This is a genomic window from Vibrio sp. E14 (assembly GCF_020515785.1).
In the GTDB taxonomy this organism is placed as follows: domain Bacteria; phylum Pseudomonadota; class Gammaproteobacteria; order Enterobacterales; family Vibrionaceae; genus Vibrio; species Vibrio diabolicus.
Window position 1 is genome coordinate 18,957 of the sequence record NZ_JAHPJI010000008.1, and the last position, 21,478, is coordinate 40,434.

Genomic DNA, 21,478 nt, shown 5'->3' on the forward strand with positions numbered 1-21,478 from the left:
ACAGGAATTCCCATGCAACACCAACTTGTTGTAAAACGACTTGGCCGCCAAGACTATGAGCCTGTATGGAAGGCGATGCATGAGTTCACCGACCAACGCACAGAAGAAACCCCTGATGAAGTCTGGTTGGTAGAACATAACCCAGTATTTACGCAAGGTCAGGCAGGTAAAGCTGAGCACCTTATTAACACTGGTGACATTCCTGTTGTACAAAGTGATCGCGGAGGCCAGGTTACGTATCATGGCCCTGGTCAGTTGGTCGCCTATTTCTTGATCAACTTACGCCGCAAAAAATTAGGTGTACGAGATCTCGTTACCACTATCGAGAACCTCGTGATCAACACGCTAAAAGCATACAATATCGATTCGGCCGCGCGACCTGACGCACCAGGCGTTTACGTTGACGGTAAAAAAATATGCTCTCTCGGTTTACGCATTCGTAAAGGATGCTCGTTTCATGGCTTAGCCTTGAACGTAAATATGGATTTAACACCGTTTCTGCGTATTAACCCTTGTGGTTATGAAGGTATGGAAATGGTTCAGGTCAGCCAATTCGGCGGTCCAGACAATGTAGAAGCCGTAGAAAAACAATTAATAGAAGAACTCGTTACTTTGCTCGACTATGAGCAAGTAGAATTCAGCACAGAAGCACCTTCTCAAGGTAATAAAGCATGAGCAAACCAATCCAGATGGAAAAAGGCGTTAAATATCGTGACGCCGATAAAATGGCATTGATTCCCGTAAAGAACATGCCTACAGAGCAGAAAGAAGTGCTACGTAAGCCTGATTGGATGAAGATCAAGCTACCAGCCGACAGCCAACGAATTCAAGACATCAAGGCGGCGATGCGCAAGAATAAACTTCACTCCGTATGTGAAGAAGCATCTTGCCCTAACCTAGCGGAATGTTTTAACCACGGTACAGCTACCTTCATGATCCTAGGTGCTATTTGTACTCGTCGTTGTCCTTTCTGTGACGTTGCTCATGGCCGCCCATTACCACCGGAAGCAGAAGAGCCTCAAAAACTGGCGAAAACCATCGCCGATATGAAGCTGAAATACGTAGTAATCACTTCTGTAGACCGTGACGATCTGCGTGATGGTGGTGCACAGCACTTTGCCGACTGTAACCGCGAGATCCGTGCGTTGAACCCGCATATTAAGATTGAAACTCTGGTTCCTGACTTCCGTGGTCGTATGGACGTAGCGCTTGATCTAATGAAAGATAACCCGCCAGATGTCTTCAACCACAACCTAGAAACAGCGCCACGTCTTTACCGTAAAGCTCGCCCAGGTGCAAACTACAAGTGGTCGCTGGAGCTTCTTAAGAAGTTCAAAGAGCAGCATCCAGATGTACCGACCAAATCTGGTTTGATGATGGGTCTTGGTGAAACCAAAGAAGAAATCATCGAAGTACTGAAAGATCTACGCGCACACGGCGTAACGATGCTGACTCTAGGTCAGTACTTAGCGCCAAGCCGTCACCACTTGCCAGTAGAGCGTTACGTTCCGCCATCAGAGTTTGACGAGCTAAAAGAAGTTGCACTAGAGCTTGGCTTCACGCACGCAGCGTGTGGTCCATTTGTTCGCTCTTCTTACCATGCCGATATGCAGGCTCAAGGTATCGAGATTAAATAAGCTCTTGCTTGTTTTGAAAAGAAAGGTTGGCTCAGTGCCAACCTTTTTTGTATCTGTCAAATGATGATAAAAAGCCATTCTACCACCGTCATTCTGAACAGCGAGGAACGAGCGTGATTCAGAATCTGTTTTCAGAGTACTGATGATTTTTAGGGAAACGCTGAGTAAAAGAGTGTGCCTCAACAAGATTCCTGATCTCGCCTAGGCTCGTCGGAATGACGTGGTTTGGATATATTGAAAAGGGACAGTGTTGGTAGCCATCCCCTTATCACACACTCTTCGCTATATCTCATTCCAAACGCCAGACAAACAAAAAGGCCCTCAATTGAGGACCTTTAGTATATCAATGTTCAAAATAGATGAGTCGAGTTCTAGGAGAACACACGGAGTTTGCGCGAGCAAGTGAGTATGTTCGACACCGAAATTGACTCATTCTATGAAGAATAGTTAGGCGTAAACCGGTAGACGCTTACAAATTTCGAGCACTTTCTGTTTAGTCGCTTCGATAACTTCTTCGTTGCCGATGTTATCTAGAACGTCACACATCCAGTTTGCTAGCTCTTTTGCGTCTTCTTCAGTGAAGCCACGACGAGTGATCGCTGGCGTACCTACACGAATACCAGACGTTACGAATGGGCTGCGTGGGTCATTTGGTACTGAGTTTTTGTTCACTGTGATGTTTGCTGCACCTAGTGCCGCGTCTGCGTCTTTACCAGTGATGTCTTTGTCGATCAGGTCCACAAGGAACAAGTGGTTTTCTGTGCCGTTAGATACGATTTTGTAGCCACGCTCTTGGAATTGACCAACCATTGCTTTTGCGTTTTTCACTACGCGAGCTTGGTAAGCTTTGAACTCTGGCTCCATCGCTTCTTTGAACGCTACTGCTTTACCAGCGATAACGTGCATTAGAGGGCCACCTTGACCACCAGGGAACACTGCTGAGTTCAATTTCTTGTACATATCTTCGCCAGCATTTGACAAGATAAGACCACCGCGAGGACCTGCTAGTGTTTTGTGCGTCGTTGTTGTTACCACGTGAGCGTGTGGAACAGGTGTTGGGTATTCGCCTGCTGCGATAAGACCCGCTACGTGCGCCATATCAACGAAAAGGTAAGCATCTACTTTGTCAGCGATTTCACGCATGCGCTTCCAATCAACGATTTGCGAGTAAGCAGAGAAACCACCGATGATCATCTTAGGCTTGTGCTCAAGCGCTAGCTGTTCCATCTCGTCGTAGTTAATTTGACCCGCTTCATCGATACCGTAAGGGATAACGTTGTAGTGCTTACCAGAGAAGTTAACTGGAGAACCGTGAGTCAGGTGACCACCGTGCGCTAGGCTCATGCCTAGAACTGTATCGCCTGGGTTAAGAAGCGCCATGTAAACCGCGCTGTTTGCTTGAGAACCTGAGTGAGGCTGTACGTTCGCGTATTCACAACCGAACAGTTTGCATGCACGGTCGATAGCAAGTTGCTCCGCTTTATCTACGTACTCACAACCGCCGTAGTAACGCTTGCCTGGGTAGCCTTCAGCGTATTTGTTCGTTAGCTGAGAACCTTGCGCTTCCATTACACGTGGGCTTGTGTAGTTTTCAGAAGCGATAAGTTCAATGTGTTCTTCCTGGCGAAGAGTTTCTTCCTGGATAGCTGCGAACAGTTCCGCATCGTAATCTGCGATGTTCATATCACGCTTAAGCATCTGTATCTCCTGACTCAGATTAGTACTGAAAGTTGCAAAAAAAACTGTTGAATGACCCTGCGCAAACGTTTTCGTCACCCTAATGGCGCGCATTCTACATAATTTGATCTGGGTCATAAAGAGAAATTTACAATTTTTCTCATGCAGTTTTTTCATGATGGCAAGCAATCTGTATCACGCCCGCATTGCAATTGCATAACGACGATTTATTGCCTGTCAATTTTGTGCTTTACACCCTGTAAAACAGCAATTACATAGGTTTACCGTAAATTTTACCCTCTAGCTACCGAAAAGATCATCTTTTTACTACTATGCACGCCTTATTTATCACTAATGACTGCAACATTGATGGAAAAACACTCATTAAAAGAAGACTGGATAGCGATTCTCACGGGTACCTTTTTGGTAGCTCAAGGCGTTTTCTTTCTCCAATCCGCAAACCTCCTAACAGGGGGGACGACAGGATTGGCTCTGCTTATTAGCCAATTTACACCTTTTACGTTTGGTGTGCTGTACTTTTTAGCAAACAGTCCCTTTTACTTGCTAGCATGGAAACGCTTCGGCCGTCATTTCGCCATTAATAGTGCCATTTCTGGCGCTTTGGTTTCTATCTTTGCCGATCATCTTTATTTGCTAATCTCGCTCGAATCGGTAAATGAAGTTTATTGTGCCGTCGCAGGTGGGCTTTTAATGGGACTCGGTATGCTGATCTTGTTCCGACATCGCTCCAGCTTAGGTGGCTTTAACGTGCTGTGTTTATTTATTCAGGATAAATTTGGCATTTCAGTTGGCAAAAGCCAAATGGCAATCGATGCGTGCATTCTGTTTGCGTCATTCTTCTTTGTTACTCCAGAAGTAATTGGTCTTTCGATTTTGGGCGCGTTTGCACTGAATGTCGTGTTAGCGATGAACCACAAGCCTCATCGCTACTCCGTGACCTACGGTTCATAAACTTTTGATGATAATTGGAGCGCAATTTATAAGATTTCGCGCTCCAATCGCTATATAATATTTCGCCATTTCCAAATAACGCGGTGCGGTATGCGCGATTTTTTGCAACAAGCCAAACAAACTCACAGTTGTATTGCGATTGGCGAGTTGGTCTATAATCCGAAGACACAAACTCTTCATCAAGACACTGTCGCGATTGATCTCGAACCTCGTACCATTGAGTTATTAGAGCTGCTGCTAACAAGCGTGGGACATCCGCTCTCTGCCGATACTATTATCGAAACCATTTGGCAGAGCAAATTCATCTCTAAGAATGTACTCACTAACCGCATTAGCACCTTACGTGCGCTGCTACAACAGCATCTCCCCGAGTACGATGCGACTAAGCTCTTGGTCACTTATCCTCGCAAAGGTTACTTTCTAAACCCAGCGAATATCCGTTTAGTGCCACCAGCGAAAAACCATCGACGCGTTATCACAGCTCAAGTTACGAACCGTAAGAGCATAAAGTTGATTTTTACTTATAGCTTATGTGCCGTACTTACGGTTTGTAGCGTGACGCTCGCAAGCTTGTTATGGCAACGCCAAGAGATTTCAACGCAACAAACACGTCATCAGTTACTTATCCCCAAAGTCGAACTGCTGCTCAACCGTGTCGATGCGATTGGCTCCCAAGCAAGAAAGTATCGCATACTTGTCAAAGCCATCTTGCTGCAACAACAGGTCGAATATCCATACACCGACATCGCCAACCAAGACGCTCCCAGTTACTTTCTTGATCCTATCGGTCATACGCCGTATTTCCCTGGCGCGCGAAACATGCAGACCAGTGATTACGAACTCAACATAGAGTTAAAAGACGGCGCAGAGCAAGGCACCTTGAAAGCGCAGATGAACCTTATTTATCCTGCGACAGGGAAGCTGGCGTTTCGCAACGAATACACACTGCGCTTATCCGACCTACAATCGGATATCTTCCAAATTCACTCAGATGTCGCGCAATACTTCAACTTGCCTGCACCTTCGGCAAGCACATGGCAGCTGTCAGACGTTCACCAAAAAATGCTGTTTGAGAATGTCTTTTCTAACCAACCTCTCCAACAAGCTGATGAGTTTGCAGCGATCACAACCGCAAGGCATCTCGCTTTGTACGAGCAAGAACCTCAAAAGCTGGAAGCGTATTTGACGCAAGTGCAGTCGTCGTTCGATGTTTTGCCAGATGAGCTAAGCCTCTGGTTGGGCGTATTGCATTTCAAACTAGGTAACCTAGACCGAGCAAAAGTTCTGCTGACCACTCCAGATGGCGACTCACGTATTCAAAACGCGCTGATTTATACGTTTGTGTCTCACATCGCTTATAAACAAAACAAACTCGAACAGTTCCGTCTCAACTACATGGAATCACTGGTGGCACTGCTGCGCGTTTTGCCTTCCGAGACATTGTTTGAACGTCTTTCTCAATCTGAATCGAAAGAAACTTGCCTTCAACCATGGAAAACGTTGCATGTCAGTTTGACCGATCAAGAAATTATCAGCCGATGGAAAGCGCTCATCAACGAGTATTGCACCAACGTAGCTAACGAATTAAGCCCAAATAAAACAAAGACCTAAATATAAAATTAAGCTTTCGTTAAGCCCTATTAGCTTTTGTTTTTTGCCCTTTTTATCTCACTAAACTTAGCATGCTCGCATTCAAGCAACGGCCCAACATGAAGCGGCCTAATCAATCAGGAATGTAAACCATGCTAAACAAAATGACGCTTATCGCAGCAGCAACTCTGGCTCTTTACGGCTGTGGCGGTGGTTCGTCTTCTGGCAGTGCTAATCCAAACAAAGTGCCTCAAGAAAGTTTTGACGTCGCGATTCAACACTCAATCTTCGCTCCCACGCCAAGCACACAACTAAACTACGCGTTTAGCCTGGATGGCCAACCTGAAGGCGAGATGAAACTGAGTTTCCAAGCGATGGATAACGAGCAATTGTTGACAGCATTGGCACAAATCCCAAACAGCGAAGCAATGGTCCAGTTGGTTAATGACTTGGTGAACTACGGCGCCAAACAGTTCTACTATTCTGACGAACAGTACAACGACGATGAAGAGAGCAATACGCTTTATTTTGCAGGCTCTGATGGCGCACTTCATGAAGTCACCGACGCTTATTCCATTAACCAGCAGTTTGTTGCAATGCTGATGCACAGCAGCCCTATTTTCCGTCTCAACGGTGACGACGTAAAAGAGAAAAGCCCGAACATTGATATCGGTGAAGAGACCATATCTCTGCAAACCACTCTAACAGGCTACGCAGTTCATAACCTACTAGACAGTTTTGAAGATCATGAGTGGGTGCAAAACCTGCCAATGACAGCATCTTGCCAAGTGGTTTGGCAGCAGCAAATCCGAGAGACTGGCGTACGTAAAACGTTCTCGATTTCAAGCAAGAAAATTGAAGCGGCGTACCTGACGGAAGAAAATACTTACAACCTAAACTGCGATGGTATGGACTCAATGGAGTTCGCCACTTCGGCAGAACGTTGGTTTAACCCGAGCTTAGGTCTGATTGAGCAAATCGAGCTGCTAAAAGTACAACAAGTACAAATCAATGAAGAGAAAGTGCTGCTAACAGCAATTGAAACAAAATAAGCCTGTACTCCACAAGTATCTCGCATCTCAATAAAAAGGCTTTGGGGAGCACACCAAAGCCTTTATCTCGAACATCAATCTTAGGGGGTGACACCCGAGTTTATTCTTCTATCAATAAAATACGAGTTTCGTAAGGTCGTAATACTTGATGGTTTGACGCGACTGCACTCGCTGAGTTTTGATAGTTGGATAGCAAGTTTTTCGCTTTATTCATATCAAAACGCTCTGGCAGAACGCATTCCACCTCTTCAGCGTAGTAGTTGTTGATACACAGCAGCGTTTGTTTGTCGTTCTGGCGAGCGTAAGCAAAAATGCGTTGATGCTCTGGCAATAAATCTTCATAACGGCCATCGGTGATCACCGGAACCTGTTTACGTAGCTCAATCAAACGTTTGTAGAAGTAGAACACCGAGTTCAAATCAGCAACCGCTGCTTCTGCGTTGATTTCAGAGTAATTCTGCGCCACTTCAAGCCACGGTGTGCCTTCGGTAAAACCAGCGTGCTTTTGGCTGTTCCATTGCATTGGCGTACGTGAGTTATCACGCGACTTCTGCGCCAAAATCGCCATCATCTCCTCGTGTGATACGACATCGCGGTTGACCATGATGTCGTACATGTTTGTGCTTTCTACGTCGCGGTACTGGCTGATCTCCGTGTAACCTGGGTTGGTCATGCCAATCTCTTCCCCTTGGTAAACATAAGGTGTGCCTTGCATCATGTGTACAGACGCCGCCAACATTTTGGCTGATTCGACGCGGTATTGTTTATCATCGCCTAAGCGGCTGACCACACGAGGTTGGTCGTGGTTACACCAGAACAGCGCCCCCCACCCTTTGCCATTTAAGCCCGTTTGCCAATGGTTGAAGATCTGCTTTAACTGAATGAAATCAAACGGCGCTTTGGTCCATTTTTCACCATTCGGATAATCCACTTTCAGGTGGTGGAAGTTAAACACCATGGATAGCTCTTTGCCGTCGAGCGAAGAGTATTGCTGGCAGTGCTCTAGCGTAGTGGAAGACATTTCCCCCACCGTGACGCTGCCGTACTTTTGAAACACGGCTTCGCTGATTTCTTGCAGATATTCGTGCACGCGAGGACCATCAGTATAGAAACGGCGGCCATCGCCAATCTCATCGCTTGGGAAATCTTGTTGTTTAGAAATCAGGTTGATGACATCAAGACGGAAACCATCCACGCCTTTGTCTGCCCAGAAGCTGATGACTTCTTTGACTTCTTCACGCACCACTGGGTTTTCCCAGTTCAAATCCGCCTGCTCTTTAGCAAAAAGGTGCAAGTAGTACTGCCCTGTCGCTTCATCCAATTCCCAAGCATTGCCTCCAAACTTCGATTGCCAGTTGTTGGGCTCTACGCCATCAACCGGATCTTTCCAGATGTAGTAATCACGGTAAGGGCTGTTTTTATCACCTAACGCCGATTGGAACCACTTGTGTTCTGTCGAAGTATGGTTGACCACGATGTCCATGATGATTCGAATGCCCAACTGATGAGCCTCTGCCAACAGGGTATCGAAATCTTGCATCGTGCCGAACTCGGGGTTGATCGAGTAGTAATCAGAGATGTCATAACCGTTGTCGATCATTGGCGATTGGTAAACCGGCGTCAGCCAAATCGCATCCACACCGAGGTGTTTTAGATAATCCAGTTTAGAAATGATCCCTTTAATATCGCCCGTGCCTTTACTGCCGCTGTCACAAAAGCTTTTTGGGTAAATTTGATAGATGGTTGCGGTTTTCCACCAGCTCTTATCATGCTTGGTCATAGCCATTTCTAACACTCACTTACCAGTAATCGGAAACTTAAAATTTGAAAAGAAAAATAGGAGGAGGCAGCCAAGTCACTGCCTCAAATTGAATTACGCGTTTGCCGCCTCAAGCTCACCTTTCGCTTGTGCACGCTTATAGAGAATTAATGTTAATGCGGCAGGTACCACCATCGCGACTAGCATCGCCAGAGCAAAGATGCCCCAGAACTGCGGTTGGATAGATAAGATGCCCGGCAAGCCGCCCACACCGATACCGTTCGCCATGACGCCCGCACTACCACAGATAGCAGCAGCACATGCACTACCGATCATCGCACTCAACATTGGGAACTTGTATTTCAAGTTGATGCCGTACATCGCCGGCTCTGTTACGCCAAGGTAGGCAGAAATCGCTGCTGGCACTGAGATTTCACGCTCATCCTGCTTTTTACTGATGATAATGATGCCAACCACTGCCGATGCTTGAGCAATGTTCGATAGTGCAATCAAAGGCCAAATCGGCGTGCCACCCAATTCTTGCATCAACTGCAAGTCAACGGCGTTGGTTGTGTGGTGGATACCTGTGATCACAAGTGGCGCGTATAAGAAGCCGAAGATGGTTGAACCAATCATCGCAAAGTCACCCGTCATGGCTGCTTTTGCTGCGAATGCTACGCCGTCACCCAACATACGACCGAATGGGCCAATGATAGAGTGCGCAAGAATCACAGACACAATGATAGAAACAAACGGTACTACTACTAGGTAAAGGTAAGACGGAATGATGCGTTTTAAGCGTGTTTCGATAAACGCTAGTGCGATACCTGCTAACATCGCGGGAATCACCTGCGCTTGGTAACCGACTTTCTCAATCGCAAACAACCCAAAGTCCCACACTTCAGGTACTTGCTTACCAATCAGGTAGGCGTTCATTAACTGCGGCGAAACCAATGTCACACCAAGCGTGATACCCAGAATCGGTGTACCGCCGAGCTTTTTCACGGTCGACCAACACACACCAACGGGTAGGAAGAAGAAAATTGCTTCACCAATTAACCATAGGAATGAATGAACAGTCGCCCAAAACTGACTGATTTCCGTCAGGGTTTGACCATCAAACATCTTGATGTCGCCAATCACATTACGGAAACCAAGAATCAAACCACCAGTAATGATCGCAGGCAACAGTGGTACAAAGATTTCTGCAAGGTGGGAGATACCACGCTCAACGATATTCATGTTTTGACGAGCAGCATTCTTGGATTCGTCTTTGCTCGCCTCACTTTTACCGCTTAGCTCGATCAGTACTTTGTAAACCTCATCAACTTCAGTGCCGATGACGACTTGGAATTGACCTGCGTTGGTAAAGCAGCCCTTCACCATCGGTAATGCTTCTAACTGTTTTGTATCTGCTTTGTCCGTATCGTTTAGAACAAAACGCAAGCGAGTTAAACAGTGGCTTACACTGGCAATATTGTCCGGCCCCCCGACCAGCTCAATAAGACGCTCCACGTCTTTACGCGCAATCTTACTCATAACTTTGTCCACCCTGTATTGGATACATTCGATTCATCATTTTATTTTTTATAAATGGGAACATTCCCATTTCTTGATTTTAATATTGCCACTCAAAGACAAAAAACAAAATGGGAACAGTCCCATTAATTGAGAATGATCACAGTATAATTTTAGAGCAAATCGTTGTAGTGTGGATTAGCGGCAAATAGGTTGTTGAGTGAAGTGAACGACTTCTTCATCGCCATTTAATTGATTAATCAGCATTTTAGCGGACTTTTCACCCGCAAGGGTATAACCAGGATCGACACTAAATACTTTAGGGAAAAGGAAAGAAAGCAACTCGTTACCACCCACGCCTGTCACGACCACGTCTTCACGACCTAACTCTTGAAGACGCTTGATTACGCCCAATGCAATGGTATCGCTGGCACACACAATGGCTTGCGTGTCTGCTTTCAGAACGTGGTCCACCAACTGATAAGCACTTTCATGGCTAAGCTTACCGGTTTGGAAACAAGGCGTAAGTTGCTTGCGTTGACACCACGATTTATAAGCATTTAGACGAGCTAAGCCAGTGGTTTTGTCTTCAGGATCAACACCAATATAAGCAATGCGAGATAAAGATTGCTGCTCAAGGTGAGACAAAGCCATGTCTATCACGCCTTGGTTATCATAATTGATGGAAGAGACGTTATCGGTATCCATCGCAATCACCACAATGCGATTGCCCCACTCGGCTAAAGCTTGCTCATCGCACCCAGTAAAGCCAAATACAATCACGCCATCCACATTGCGACGCTTAAGCACACTCAAGTGCTCATTGGTTTTGTCGCGGTCAAACTGACTCTCCATGATCACTGCATCATAACCAGCGGAATACAATGCATTGAGCATTGTACCAACGGCGCGATTTTCTGATGGTGAGTCTAGACGGGAGATGATAACACCAATGACTTTTTGGCTACCGCCACGCATTGATTGCGCAGATTTGGACGGTACATAACCAGATTCACGAATGATTTGCTCTACTTTCTCTCGCGTTTGAGGTTTCACTTTTGGATCGTTGGTAAGCACACGGCTTACTGTTGATTTGCCAACGCCTGCCAATTTCGCGATATCAAGAATGGTGAGTTTTTTGCTCATAAGTGATCAAACTAGAATGGATGAATGCTTAGGTGACTGAACTTTAACAGTAATAAGAGAAAAGGGAAGCAAACGCTTCCCTTAAATATGCGAATTGTGCAGATTATTTCTTTAGATATGCAGGCACGTCAGCAACACTATCAAGCACAACCGTTGCCAATGCTTCACCTTGCTCGGTGATTGGCTTACCTGTGCGAACCAGAATCTTAGTGCCAACACCTGCGGCTTCTGCTGCCATCATGTCTTCGGCTTTATCACCAATCATCACAGATTTTTCCATGTCGATTTTCAAGAAGTCGCGAGCAGAGATAAACATACCAGGTTTAGGCTTGCGGCAATCACAATCCTGCTTGTAATCGCCAATGCCATGCTCAGGGTGATGCGGACAGTAGTAGATACCATCAAACTCAACACCATGATCAACAAAGTTCCAGTCCATCCATTGAGTCAGAGACAAGAAACGGTCTTCACTGAATTTACCACGTGCGATGCCCGATTGATTCGTCACTAGCACTAAGAGGTAACCTTGATCTTTCAGCGCTTTCGTCGCTTCAAATACACCATCAATGTACTCAAAATCATGTTCGTCATGAACGTAGCCGTGGTCAACGTTTATCACGCCATCACGATCGATAAAAACAGCAGGTTTTGCCAAAACATATTTCTCTATTAACTCGGTTTAATCAGATTATTACATACCTTATAAACTTCAACACTATCTAATTCGTTCTGGGCCTCGACAAAACAGTTGATTTGTTGGGCAAGAATCGGTAATTCTGAGTGGGCTCTCCACTTATCTTCTCCTCGTAACTTACTCCTCATTCTCTTCAAAACAGAACATCTATACATTTAGACGTCTAGACGTAAAAATATCTATTGACTTCATTCTGGTTAACCCATAGCATCAACTGAGAAGTGAGATAAAGCTCAACATTAAGTTCTGTCAAAGGCCGTTTTTGACAGCGAAGTTCCCCGTATCTTTGGGCAGGTTGAAACATGATAGAAATAAAAAACGTTAATAAAGTGTTCTACCAAGGCAGTAAGGAAATCCTTGCCCTGAAAGACATTAACCTACACATCGCCAAGGGCACCATCTTCGGTGTTATCGGTTCATCTGGTGCTGGTAAAAGTACGCTGATCCGCTGCGTAAACATGTTAGAAGCACCAACATCTGGCTCCATCATCGTTGATGGCATTGATTTAACAAAACTCAGCAAAAAGCAGTTGGTCGAAACACGCCGTAACATCGGCATGATCTTCCAGCATTTTAATCTGCTTTCGTCTCGTACTGTATTTGATAACGTGGCGCTACCACTGGAACTGGCAGGCAAAGACAAATCGCAAATCACAACAAAAGTCACTGAGTTACTAAAACTTGTTGGCTTAGCCGACAAACACGAAAGCTATCCGTCCAACCTAAGTGGCGGTCAAAAACAACGTGTGGCTATTGCTCGCGCATTGGCATCCGATCCAAGCGTACTACTGTGTGACGAAGCCACTAGCGCACTGGATCCTGCAACAACTCAATCCATCCTTGAGCTATTGAAAGAGATCAACCGTAAACTCAACATCACGATTCTACTGATCACCCATGAAATGGAAGTGGTAAAAAGCATCTGTCACGAAGTGGCGATCATCGGTGGTGGTGAGCTGGTGGAGAAAGGCACCGTTGGCGATATTTTCGCGCACCCTAAAACGGAGCTGGCGCACCAATTCATTCGCTCAACGCTGGATCTATCCATTCCTGAAGATTACCAAGCACGTCTGCAAGCAGAGCGTGTTGAAGGCAGCTACCCATTAGTTCGCTTAGAGTTTACTGGCGCAACCGTCGATGCACCGCTAATGTCGCAAATTTCTCGTAAATACAATATTGATGTGAGTATTTTGAGCTCCGACCTCGATTACGCTGGCGGCGTGAAATTCGGCATGATGGTCGCAGAGCTATTTGGTAACGAAGAAGATGACAACGCAGCATTGGAATACCTGCGTAAGCACAACGTAAAAGTAGAGGTACTTGGTTATGTCCTTTAATACAATTTCTGAATGGCTGAGTTTAAACAGCAAACTACTTTTAGGTGCAACGTGGGAAACGCTTTACATGGTTGCGGTTGCCGGATTAGTCGGCTTTGCCGTGGGTATTCCATTAGGCGTAATCCTCCATATTACTAAGAAAGGCGGCCTACTTGAAAACACCAAATTAAATAGCAGCTTAGGCGCTGTCGTTAACATTGGTCGTTCTGTGCCATTCCTCGTCCTGATGGTTGCGATTATTCCAGTGACAAAAATGCTAGTTGGAACCTTTATCGGTACAACCGCAGCAATCGTCCCACTGACTATTGGTGCCATTCCGTTTGTTGCCCGTCTTATTGAAGGTGCTTTGTTAGAGGTACCAACAGGCTTGGTGGAAGCGGCGCAGTCAATGGGGGCGACACCAACACAGATCATCACAAAAGTTCTACTACCTGAAGCAATGCCGACTATTGTTAACTCAGTAACGATCACCTTAGTCACTCTCGTTAGCTACTCGGCCATGGCGGGAACGGTAGGCGGCGGCGGCCTCGGCGACGTAGCCATCCGTTACGGCTTCCATCGCTACGATGTAACTATCATGGCCGTGACTGTCGTGATGTTGATTGTTCTAGTACAGATTATTCAGTCTATCGGTGACGCAGTGGTGCGCCGTGTAGACCACAGATAAGCATTGAAAATACAAATTATAAGGAGATAAAGATGAAATTTAGCCTTAAAGGTCTTTTGACTGTAGCAACGGCCGCTTCTGCTCTTGTTCTAGCGGGTTGTGGCGACAAAGAAGTAGACGTAAATAAAGTAAAAGTTGGCGTTATTGCTGGTGCTGAAGCACAAGTTGCCGAAGTTGCAGCTAAAGTAGCAAAAGAAAAGTACAACCTAGACGTTGAATTAGTAACATTTACCGATTACGTAACCCCAAATGCCGCTCTGGATGATGGTTCAGTAGACGCGAATGCGTTCCAACATAAACCATACCTAGACCAACAAGTGAAAGACCGCGGCTACAAACTGGCTATCGCGGGTAACTCATTCGTTTACCCTATTGCTGGTTACTCTAAGCAAGTGAAGTCAATCGATGAAATCCAAGATGGCGCACGCATCGCAGTTCCAAACGATCCAACGAACCTAGGTCGCTCACTACTGCTTCTTGAGCAACAAGGTTTGATTACGCTGCGTGATGGCGTTGGTCTACTCGCTACAGTACGTGATATCGTAGGCAACCCTAAAAATATCGAAATCATTGAGTTAGAAGCGCCACAACTTCCACGTTCATTGGATGACGTAACGCTATCTATCATCAACACCACTTACGCAAGCTCTATCGACCTATCGCCAGAGCGTGACGGTGTGTTTGTTGAAGATAAAGACTCACCATACGTAAACCTAATTGTTGCTCGCGAAGAAAATGTTAATGCGCAAAACGTACAAAACTTCGTAAAAGCTTACCAAACGGAAGAAGTTTACGAAGCGGCAAAAGAGCTATTCAAAGGCGGCGTAGTGAAAGGTTGGTAATCCCACTTTTCTAAACCGTACTGAAAATAATAGTCTGAACATAAAAGGGCTGATGTGAAAACATCAGCCCTTTTTATTTCTCTATCCACCCATTTAAGTAACTTCAATTCGCTACTTAAGGTGGTCCCAAGAGATGTTCGACACGATTCGGCAGTCATCACACTTAAAATGAAATATGTCATGTAGTGGCTCATCGAGTAGCCACTCTCCACCGCATTTTGGGCACTTGCGCGCTTTCTCGCTCTCCAGCGACTGACCGCCGACACGATACTGGTAATAGTACGTAGGGATCTTGGTGATGTATTCGATACGGCCACGTAAGTCCCAACCTCGGCGAAACAGCACACTATCCACATCGCAAATTTCGTGCAGCGCCGCATGTTCTGCTCGGCAACCGCCAGCCATTTGGATTTCATCGCACGCTTGCCATTCTGTCTGCCATTTGATGACGGCTTTATGGTCACCATTTAGCGTCGGCTCATTGCGATACAAAGGAATCGGCAACAACGTTTCCCCACTGCGCAATGGCGAACACGTATGAACATAAGTCGTGTACAACACTTGCCAGCTAGGTGTCTCTTCTTCGGCCGCTTGTTCTGAATTTAAATCACGGCCAAGCATACGCATTTTCGGTGCAAGCAAAGACGCGTCTGACAAACGGTTCATGCACACTTTGACAAAATCTGAGTGATAACGTGGATGCAAACTGTCTTGCTCTGGGCAAACGACACGAACATAAAACTCGCCATCTCCCATCACTATCGGGAATTCTCGGCCTAGTACTTGGCCGTTATAACGCAACGCATCCATCAAGCCATTAATGGCTTTGTCTACCGCGCTGACGGTGGTGTTATCAAAACACTCAAACTGCAACTCAACAACATACATACTTAGACGGCAGCCTCTAACTTGCTCAAGAACTCAGCCAATGAATCCGCCAGCACATCGCGTTTAGACGTACCTAAACGCTCTAAAATCACATTACCAGTGAGGTTACAAATCGAGATCACATCCATTTCCTCATCTGTCGCCGCGATAAATACCGTTGGTTTAAGTTTCAGGCGACGTTGCGTTACCAAATGACCAAGAATATTTTCTTGTAGGCGCACAAAATCATCATCGCTCCACACTTGCAGCAGCGTCAACGAATTACCTTGCCAAGTTGCCTCCATATCGGCGCTGTATTGAGAACCATAAAAGGCTTTTACATCATCTTGCAGTGACAACTCAATCGCATTTTCCACATTAGTGAAATCGGCCATCTCATTACGCGCGACCGCTTTCCAAAGCACCTTTCCATCACGCTTCTCTTCGACACAAGGAGAAACAAGATCTGCAAGCTCTTCACTGCTTGGCAACTCATTATATTTAGCTTGCCAAGCTTGTTGGTAGCGCAGGCTGAACTCTTGTAGCGCCTGAGTAACGTTTTGGGTCATGAAGGTCTCCTCATTCCTTATTTATCAGATAGCCGTGTTTGCCGGATGGCAATTGACCAGCGGATTCAGTAAAATTCTCGCCATTCTAATCGAAAACGACCACAAAGTATGAGCAAATATTCTGACGCTAAGGAGCTTGCTGGCCTAACACTAGGTAAAAAGACCGAGTATGCGAACCAATACGACCCAAGCTTGCTGCAACCAGTTCCTCGTAGCCTAAACCGAGATGACCTTCAGTTAGGCGACAGCCTTCCTTTTATGGGCCACGACATTTGGACGCTGTACGAGCTATCTTGGTTAAATAGTAAAGGCTTACCACAAGTGGCCGTTGGCGAAGTATACATTCCAGCCACCAGTGCAAACTTGATTGAGTCGAAGTCTTTCAAACTGTACTTAAACAGCTACAACCAAACCCGTTTTTCAAGCTGGGAAGAAGTTGAAGAGCGTTTAACGCAAGACCTATCTGAATGTGCAGGTGAAAAGGTGTTGGTCGAGGTGAACCCGGTTACTCACTACACCAATCAGCCTATTGTGACAATGGAAGGCGAATGCATTGATGACCAAGACATTGACATCACCAGTTACGATTTTGATGCCGATTTGCTTGAAGGCGCAGCAGGTGAAGAGCAAGTGGAAGAAATCCTACATAGCCATCTATTGAAGTCAAACTGTTTAATCACTAACCAGCCTGACTGGGGCAGTGTAGAAATTCGCTACCAAGGTGCGAAAATAAATCGCGAGAAATTACTGCGTTACTTGGTATCTTTCCGCGAGCACAACGAATTTCACGAACAGTGTGTTGAGCGTATTTTTACTGATCTAATGAAATACTGCCAACCAAGCAAACTGACCGTATTCGCCCGCTACACGCGCCGTGGTGGCTTGGACATCAACCCGTACCGCTCAACGGAACAAGACAAGCCAGATCACAACCACCGCATGGCTCGTCAGTAATCGCGTTAGTGACAGAAATAAGTTCGGTAATCTAAAGGGTTACCGGACGTTTTTATTGTCCAAGCATGTTACTATATCAAATGGCTTCAACCTGCATTTAAGAGGCTTGTTGAGGTCTTTTACCGTTATCCGCCATATCTAAAAACAGTTCGAGGGAACGAAAGGATGTTTTGGGACAGTTCGCGTCTATTCAAGTTGATTGGCTTTCTTTGCTTGCTGTTTGTACAGCCGCTTCACGCGACCATTTTATCGTCCGCGTTACTCAACGAAGCACAACAATTGGCGGAAATAGAGCCATCACAAGCAAAACAAGCGGCAACCAACTACTTGTCACAACGTGAGCTAACGGAACGCAAAGAGAGTGACAGCCCTTCTGCTATGTCTCGTGACGAGACCGATCGTAGCGTTCGCACACCAAGCAGCACCATCGAAGCACACAAGATTATCGCTCAGGCAGACTACGCCATGGGTAACGTTCGTTCGGCTATCGAACACCTAAACAAAGCCGAGCGCTTAGCGCAAGAATATCAATTGCCGTACATGGACTTAGATCTCCAGCTGATGCGCAACCAAATGATTTGGATGTACGACAAAAACTATTCAAAAGCGGAAGATACGCTTAACCAAATTGAGCAGCAACTCGATGAAGCCGATGCGGTATTGCAACGTACCGACAGCGTCCGCTATCGATTAGTGATGCAAAGAGCGCTCCTCGCTTCACATAGTGGCGATCTGATTAAAGCGGAAAGTTTGTATTCTCAAGCCAAAACTATGCTTGAAGACAGCCGATCTGACTTAGCCTTGATCGACTATTACACAGCCGTCGGCGAGTTTTATCTGAATAGCAAGAAATACAATTTGGCTTTGTCGGAACTGCTTTACGGTTATTGGCAATCTATTGAGAGTGACAGTGGCGCAAGGTTAGCAAAAGTTAATCGCCTGTTGGCGAGACTCTTCCAAGAGCGTCGAGTTTACGACAAAGCGATCGAATACTTATCTCAAGCCGCAGACTTCTATGACTCCTACCCTAGCTCTCCCATCCTAGCGGATGTCCTTGAGCAAATGGGTGACATTTATTTTTACCAAGGCAAGTTTAACCTTGCCTTAGTGCACTACTTCAACGTGCTGGACCATGAAAGCACCAGTAAGAACATTAATCGGATCATTAAGATTCGCTTAAGCTTAGCGGCTACCTATCTGCAACTCTACAACTACGCGCTAGCTGAACAATACCTAGACCGTTCTAAAGAGCTTTTAGAATACACTGACATTCCTAAGCTTGAAGCAAAGGCAGCGTTGCTTCAGTCAGGCCTGGCTTATCATCAAAACGACAGTAAAAACGTCATTACCAATGCAAAGCTGGCGTTAGCACTTGCTGAAAAGTCACCTGAAAATAACAACTTCATTAAGCAGCAGTCTTACCGCTTACTCGGGCTTGGTTACGAGCAGGCAGGCGAATACCAACTTTCTCTGCAGGCTTATAAGAAATACACCAACCTTGTGCGTTTAGAGCAAAAACAGCTCAACCAAATCAGTGAGGATGCATTCCGCCAACAAAAAGAGTTTGCTGAACAAACCATCCACTATATCGGCCAATCGGAACGCCTTGAGCAAGTGGAAAGGGAACACCGCAAATTCCAGAAAATCTCATTCGCATTGTTTATTACTGTGTTGGTGATGTTTTTGTTCATTATGCGCCGCGGCGTGATCATGCAGCGCCAAGCAAGTGAAATCGAAAAACTGCGTAATGATCTCTTCACTCACTCTCGTTCCCGTTTACGTAACTTGCGTATGCTGAACGTGAAGCTGTCTCGCTCATTGAAAAAGTCGAGCGAAACTTTCGAGCAATGGCAAATGGGCGAATTGATCCACGAGCCACTTAACGATCGCCTGCGCTTTGTCATGATCGACTTGCCATTCCTACGAAGCATGTACGTCCACAACGGTTATAAAGCAGGTCTAGAGCTGGAGCGCGCATTTGGCGACTTTCTAGCGGAAAAGATAGAAAAGCCATCGCGTCTTTACCATTTCTCAGATGCAAACCTACTCTATATCGAGCCGAACGCTGACCGTGATGCTTCTGCCGAAGTCATGTTCGAGAAATTCCAGACTTGGGTGGATGAGTTCGCTCAGCAGCACAACGTCAACCGCATTATTCGCATGGGTATCAGCGATTATCCGTTCTTACCCCGAGCCTACACTGCAATTAACGACGAGGAATTACTCGATCTGTTGCTGCTCGCGACTCACATTGCGCGAGAAGTCAGCTTGAAGGATAAGCAAAGCCACTGGGTTTTCTTGAAAGCCATCGATAACGCACCCGCCGCGAGCTTTGCAACGGGTAACATAAGAACCGCCTGTCAGCATGCCATTAGCCAAGGCCTGATTAAGATCCATTCGTCCTACAAGAATGAGGACGACATCAAGAAAATATTAAAAAATGGATAATTAAACGCCTGTTAGACACAATAACTAATGACGCTATAACGTTTTTTGTTATTATCGGATAATTGTCAGTAGTACATGGACTTAACCGTAGTCACTTCATGGGAATCTTGGAATCCGATATTCAGTCGCAGCTTCATCAGCTGAGTTGTCAACTTGATCAACTCAGACTGACACATCGTGATACTTCACTAAAATTCAAACGTGAACAACAAGTTCTTAAACGCGTTGTGGCATCATTGTCTTCAGCTTGCCAGGGTTCGAATACCCAGGTATCCAATTACCTGTTTGAAATCCAACAAGAGCTGCAACATCAAAAAGATATCAGTACTCTTATCCCACGTTTAGCGGTATTAGAGAGAATGCTCAAACAGCAGTCGAAGACGATGGACAAACAGAACGGCTACCTAGACGAACAAATCAAACACAGTGGTGAAACACTCCAACGTGTCACAGGTTTACCTGCGCAGTTAAAACGTGAACTACGGAACTTAATGAGTTTCTCAGAAGCTCATGCCAGCAATAAAGCCGATCAAGCCACTAAGCTACTGAGCATTTACGAACGCGCTCTGAAAATCATCACTTCCAACTCGCGTTTGCATCTCAGTGAGTTTGAGAATAATCCTGATAAGTCTCAACTTGAGTGCTTAGCCAGCGATCTACAACATACCATCACCGAGCTGGATTTTGAGGGAGAAACGGGAGATCGATTGCTCGATATTCGGGCTAAGCTACTTCTTGGCGTGAGTGCAGAGTCTCTCATTGAGCTTACGCTCTCAACGCTGAAATTGGTTGTCGAAGCAACAAAGTTTGAGCGCGAAGCGTCTAGCCAATTCCTTGATCAGCTGAACACTTCTCTCGCAAGTAACCTAAAAACCGTTCATCAGAACGTCGACCAACATCATACCTACTTTGAGCACCGCCAAGAGCTCAACACAGAAATGAACAGTCTGGTTGAATTGAGTCAACTTTCGCTCGACCAAGCTCAAGATCTAGCGGATGTAAAAAAAGAAATCGCCCCGTTACTTGCGAAAATGGCGTCGCTGACAGAGCGACTTAAAATGACGGAAGAACGAGAACAAGCGCTGCAAGAGCGTTTGAATTACAGTAAGAACCAGCTCGAAGCCGTGTTTGAAACCACCCAAGATCATCGTCGACGCTTAGATGACCAAGCTCAGCGCATGTTGCTAGACCCTCTGACTAAAGTCTATAACCGCACCGCATTTAATGATCGACTGGAGCTAGAGTATCGCCGTTGGATTCGCTCTCAACAGAACCTGCGTGTAGTGTTGTTTGACGTTGATAACTTCAAAGCGGTGAATGACAGCTATGGCTATACGGCTGGTGATAAAGCGTTGAAGATCATCGCTCGCACCATTAATAAACGCGTATCAGAAACTGAAACGGTAGCTCGCTTTGGTGGTGAAGAGTTTATTTTACTCGTTCCAGAACAATCTGAAGAATACACACTGGATCTCATTAAATATATCCAGCGTGATATTAGCCAATTGCCATTTAAGTTCCGCGAGCAAAATATCATGATCACCCTAGCGGCAGTGTCGACCTCTTTTAAAGAGTCCGATACGCCAGAGTATGTACTCGATCGACTCGGCAAGATGCTTGCGGACGCTAAAAAACGTGGAACAAACCAGCTTAACTGGAGCTAGATTTCGTACAAAAAGCGAACAAACAAACCAGAATTGGCGCAATTTACGCTTTATAACCACCCATTTTCAACGAGTTATCACATTT

Annotated in this window: 18 protein-coding genes; 11 read left to right on the forward strand and 7 right to left on the reverse strand. The window is 45.7% G+C overall.

What is annotated here, in order from left to right:
- Positions 1–12 precede the first annotated feature (12 nt).
- Positions 13–675, forward strand: coding sequence for a lipoyl(octanoyl) transferase LipB (gene lipB, locus LIX84_RS18725; RefSeq protein WP_005391320.1), 663 nt, complete (start codon positions 13–15; stop codon positions 673–675).
- A complete protein-coding gene (gene lipA / locus LIX84_RS18730; protein ID WP_005391329.1) occupies positions 672–1,637 on the forward strand; it encodes a lipoyl synthase in 966 nt (321 codons plus the stop codon). Before lipB ends, lipA begins: the two co-directional genes overlap by 4 nt.
- A 447-nt stretch (positions 1,638–2,084) precedes the next feature.
- Here the strand turns inward: lipA and glyA are convergent, their stop codons facing one another.
- Entirely contained in the window at positions 2,085–3,335 is a 1,251-nt protein-coding gene (glyA, locus tag LIX84_RS18735) for a serine hydroxymethyltransferase (protein ID WP_005391333.1), read from the reverse strand.
- A 348-nt stretch (positions 3,336–3,683) separates the two neighbouring features.
- Between glyA and LIX84_RS18740 the strand changes: the two genes are divergently transcribed.
- From LIX84_RS18740 to LIX84_RS18750, 3 genes are all read left to right on the forward strand, one after another.
- Positions 3,684–4,286: a YitT family protein gene (locus LIX84_RS18740; RefSeq protein WP_031780204.1), complete on the forward strand. Its 603-nt coding sequence runs from the start codon at positions 3,684–3,686 to the stop codon at positions 4,284–4,286.
- Positions 4,287–4,376: 90 nt separating this feature from the next.
- Positions 4,377–5,897 (forward strand): winged helix-turn-helix domain-containing protein, encoded by a 1,521-nt coding sequence (locus LIX84_RS18745; protein WP_226421954.1) that lies wholly within the window; start codon positions 4,377–4,379, stop codon positions 5,895–5,897.
- 131 nt (positions 5,898–6,028) lie between these two features.
- Positions 6,029–6,928, forward strand: coding sequence for a hypothetical protein (locus LIX84_RS18750; protein WP_226421955.1), 900 nt, complete (start codon positions 6,029–6,031; stop codon positions 6,926–6,928).
- A gap of 100 nt (positions 6,929–7,028) precedes the next feature.
- Here LIX84_RS18750 and treC read toward each other — a convergent pair whose 3' ends face one another.
- The 4 genes from treC to gmhB all read right to left on the reverse strand — a co-directional run bounded on the left by treC (position 7,029) and on the right by gmhB (position 12,006).
- A complete protein-coding gene (gene treC / locus LIX84_RS18755) occupies positions 7,029–8,714 on the reverse strand; it encodes an alpha,alpha-phosphotrehalase (protein ID WP_226421956.1) in 1,686 nt (561 codons plus the stop codon).
- A gap of 87 nt (positions 8,715–8,801) precedes the next feature.
- Entirely contained in the window at positions 8,802–10,226 is a 1,425-nt protein-coding gene (gene treB, locus LIX84_RS18760) for a PTS trehalose transporter subunit IIBC (protein WP_046874302.1), read from the reverse strand.
- A 177-nt stretch (positions 10,227–10,403) separates the two neighbouring features.
- Complete coding sequence (gene treR / locus LIX84_RS18765) at positions 10,404–11,351, reverse strand: trehalose operon repressor TreR (RefSeq protein WP_226421957.1); 948 nt, start codon at positions 11,349–11,351, stop codon at positions 10,404–10,406.
- A 103-nt stretch (positions 11,352–11,454) separates the two neighbouring features.
- Positions 11,455–12,006 (reverse strand): D-glycero-beta-D-manno-heptose 1,7-bisphosphate 7-phosphatase, encoded by a 552-nt coding sequence (gene gmhB, locus LIX84_RS18770; RefSeq protein WP_005391350.1) that lies wholly within the window; start codon positions 12,004–12,006, stop codon positions 11,455–11,457.
- A gap of 341 nt (positions 12,007–12,347) precedes the next feature.
- Between gmhB and metN the strand changes: the two genes are divergently transcribed.
- Genes metN through LIX84_RS18785 form a run of 3 tightly spaced genes read left to right on the forward strand, consistent with a single transcriptional unit; the run spans position 12,348 to position 14,891 of the window.
- Complete coding sequence (metN, locus tag LIX84_RS18775; RefSeq protein ID WP_047010146.1) at positions 12,348–13,382, forward strand: methionine ABC transporter ATP-binding protein MetN; 1,035 nt, start codon at positions 12,348–12,350, stop codon at positions 13,380–13,382.
- Entirely contained in the window at positions 13,372–14,049 is a 678-nt protein-coding gene (locus LIX84_RS18780) for a methionine ABC transporter permease (protein WP_005391355.1), read from the forward strand. Before metN ends, LIX84_RS18780 begins: the two co-directional genes overlap by 11 nt.
- Before the next feature lie 32 nt (positions 14,050–14,081).
- Positions 14,082–14,891, forward strand: a complete 810-nt coding sequence (locus tag LIX84_RS18785) for a MetQ/NlpA family lipoprotein (RefSeq protein WP_005391357.1) — start codon at positions 14,082–14,084, stop codon at positions 14,889–14,891.
- 111 nt (positions 14,892–15,002) lie between these two features.
- Here the strand turns inward: LIX84_RS18785 and LIX84_RS18790 are convergent, their stop codons facing one another.
- Together LIX84_RS18790 and syd are read right to left on the reverse strand one after the other, a co-directional pair.
- The gene (locus tag LIX84_RS18790) at positions 15,003–15,779 is read right to left on the reverse strand and encodes a Zn-ribbon-containing protein (protein WP_053808746.1); all 777 of its coding nucleotides are present in this window, start codon (positions 15,777–15,779) and stop codon (positions 15,003–15,005) included.
- A 2-nt stretch (positions 15,780–15,781) separates the two neighbouring features.
- Positions 15,782–16,327 (reverse strand): SecY-interacting protein, encoded by a 546-nt coding sequence (gene syd, locus LIX84_RS18795; protein ID WP_005391362.1) that lies wholly within the window; start codon positions 16,325–16,327, stop codon positions 15,782–15,784.
- 108 nt (positions 16,328–16,435) lie between these two features.
- On the opposite strand from syd, the gene queF reads away from it, so the two are divergent.
- The 3 genes from queF (at position 16,436) to LIX84_RS18810 (ending at position 21,393) form a co-directional block, all read left to right on the forward strand.
- Positions 16,436–17,281: an NADPH-dependent 7-cyano-7-deazaguanine reductase QueF gene (gene queF / locus LIX84_RS18800; protein ID WP_199803771.1), complete on the forward strand. Its 846-nt coding sequence runs from the start codon at positions 16,436–16,438 to the stop codon at positions 17,279–17,281.
- 165 nt (positions 17,282–17,446) lie between these two features.
- A complete protein-coding gene (locus LIX84_RS18805) occupies positions 17,447–19,729 on the forward strand; it encodes a tetratricopeptide repeat protein (protein WP_005391368.1) in 2,283 nt (760 codons plus the stop codon).
- A 98-nt stretch (positions 19,730–19,827) separates the two neighbouring features.
- Positions 19,828–21,393: a GGDEF domain-containing protein gene (locus LIX84_RS18810; RefSeq protein WP_226421958.1), complete on the forward strand. Its 1,566-nt coding sequence runs from the start codon at positions 19,828–19,830 to the stop codon at positions 21,391–21,393.
- Positions 21,394–21,478: the final 85 nt, after the last annotated feature.

Coding starts and splice junctions, on each gene's coding strand:
- LIX84_RS18740 (WP_031780204.1), top strand. CDS start 3,684: ATGGAAAAACACTCATTAAAAGAAGACTGGATAGCGATTCTCACGGGT.
- metN (WP_047010146.1), top strand. CDS start 12,348: ATGATAGAAATAAAAAACGTTAATAAAGTGTTCTACCAAGGCAGTAAG.
- LIX84_RS18805 (WP_005391368.1), top strand. CDS start 17,447: ATGTTTTGGGACAGTTCGCGTCTATTCAAGTTGATTGGCTTTCTTTGC.
- treC (WP_226421956.1), bottom strand. CDS start 8,714: ATGGCTATGACCAAGCATGATAAGAGCTGGTGGAAAACCGCAACCATC.
- LIX84_RS18745 (WP_226421954.1), top strand. CDS start 4,377: ATGCGCGATTTTTTGCAACAAGCCAAACAAACTCACAGTTGTATTGCG.
- treR (WP_226421957.1), bottom strand. CDS start 11,351: ATGAGCAAAAAACTCACCATTCTTGATATCGCGAAATTGGCAGGCGTT.
- lipA (WP_005391329.1), top strand. CDS start 672: ATGAGCAAACCAATCCAGATGGAAAAAGGCGTTAAATATCGTGACGCC.
- lipB (WP_005391320.1), top strand. CDS start 13: ATGCAACACCAACTTGTTGTAAAACGACTTGGCCGCCAAGACTATGAG.
- treB (WP_046874302.1), bottom strand. CDS start 10,226: ATGAGTAAGATTGCGCGTAAAGACGTGGAGCGTCTTATTGAGCTGGTC.
- glyA (WP_005391333.1), bottom strand. CDS start 3,335: ATGCTTAAGCGTGATATGAACATCGCAGATTACGATGCGGAACTGTTC.
- queF (WP_199803771.1), top strand. CDS start 16,436: ATGAGCAAATATTCTGACGCTAAGGAGCTTGCTGGCCTAACACTAGGT.
- LIX84_RS18810 (WP_226421958.1), top strand. CDS start 19,828: ATGGGAATCTTGGAATCCGATATTCAGTCGCAGCTTCATCAGCTGAGT.
- LIX84_RS18785 (WP_005391357.1), top strand. CDS start 14,082: ATGAAATTTAGCCTTAAAGGTCTTTTGACTGTAGCAACGGCCGCTTCT.
- syd (WP_005391362.1), bottom strand. CDS start 16,327: ATGACCCAAAACGTTACTCAGGCGCTACAAGAGTTCAGCCTGCGCTAC.
- LIX84_RS18790 (WP_053808746.1), bottom strand. CDS start 15,779: ATGTATGTTGTTGAGTTGCAGTTTGAGTGTTTTGATAACACCACCGTC.
- LIX84_RS18780 (WP_005391355.1), top strand. CDS start 13,372: ATGTCCTTTAATACAATTTCTGAATGGCTGAGTTTAAACAGCAAACTA.
- LIX84_RS18750 (WP_226421955.1), top strand. CDS start 6,029: ATGCTAAACAAAATGACGCTTATCGCAGCAGCAACTCTGGCTCTTTAC.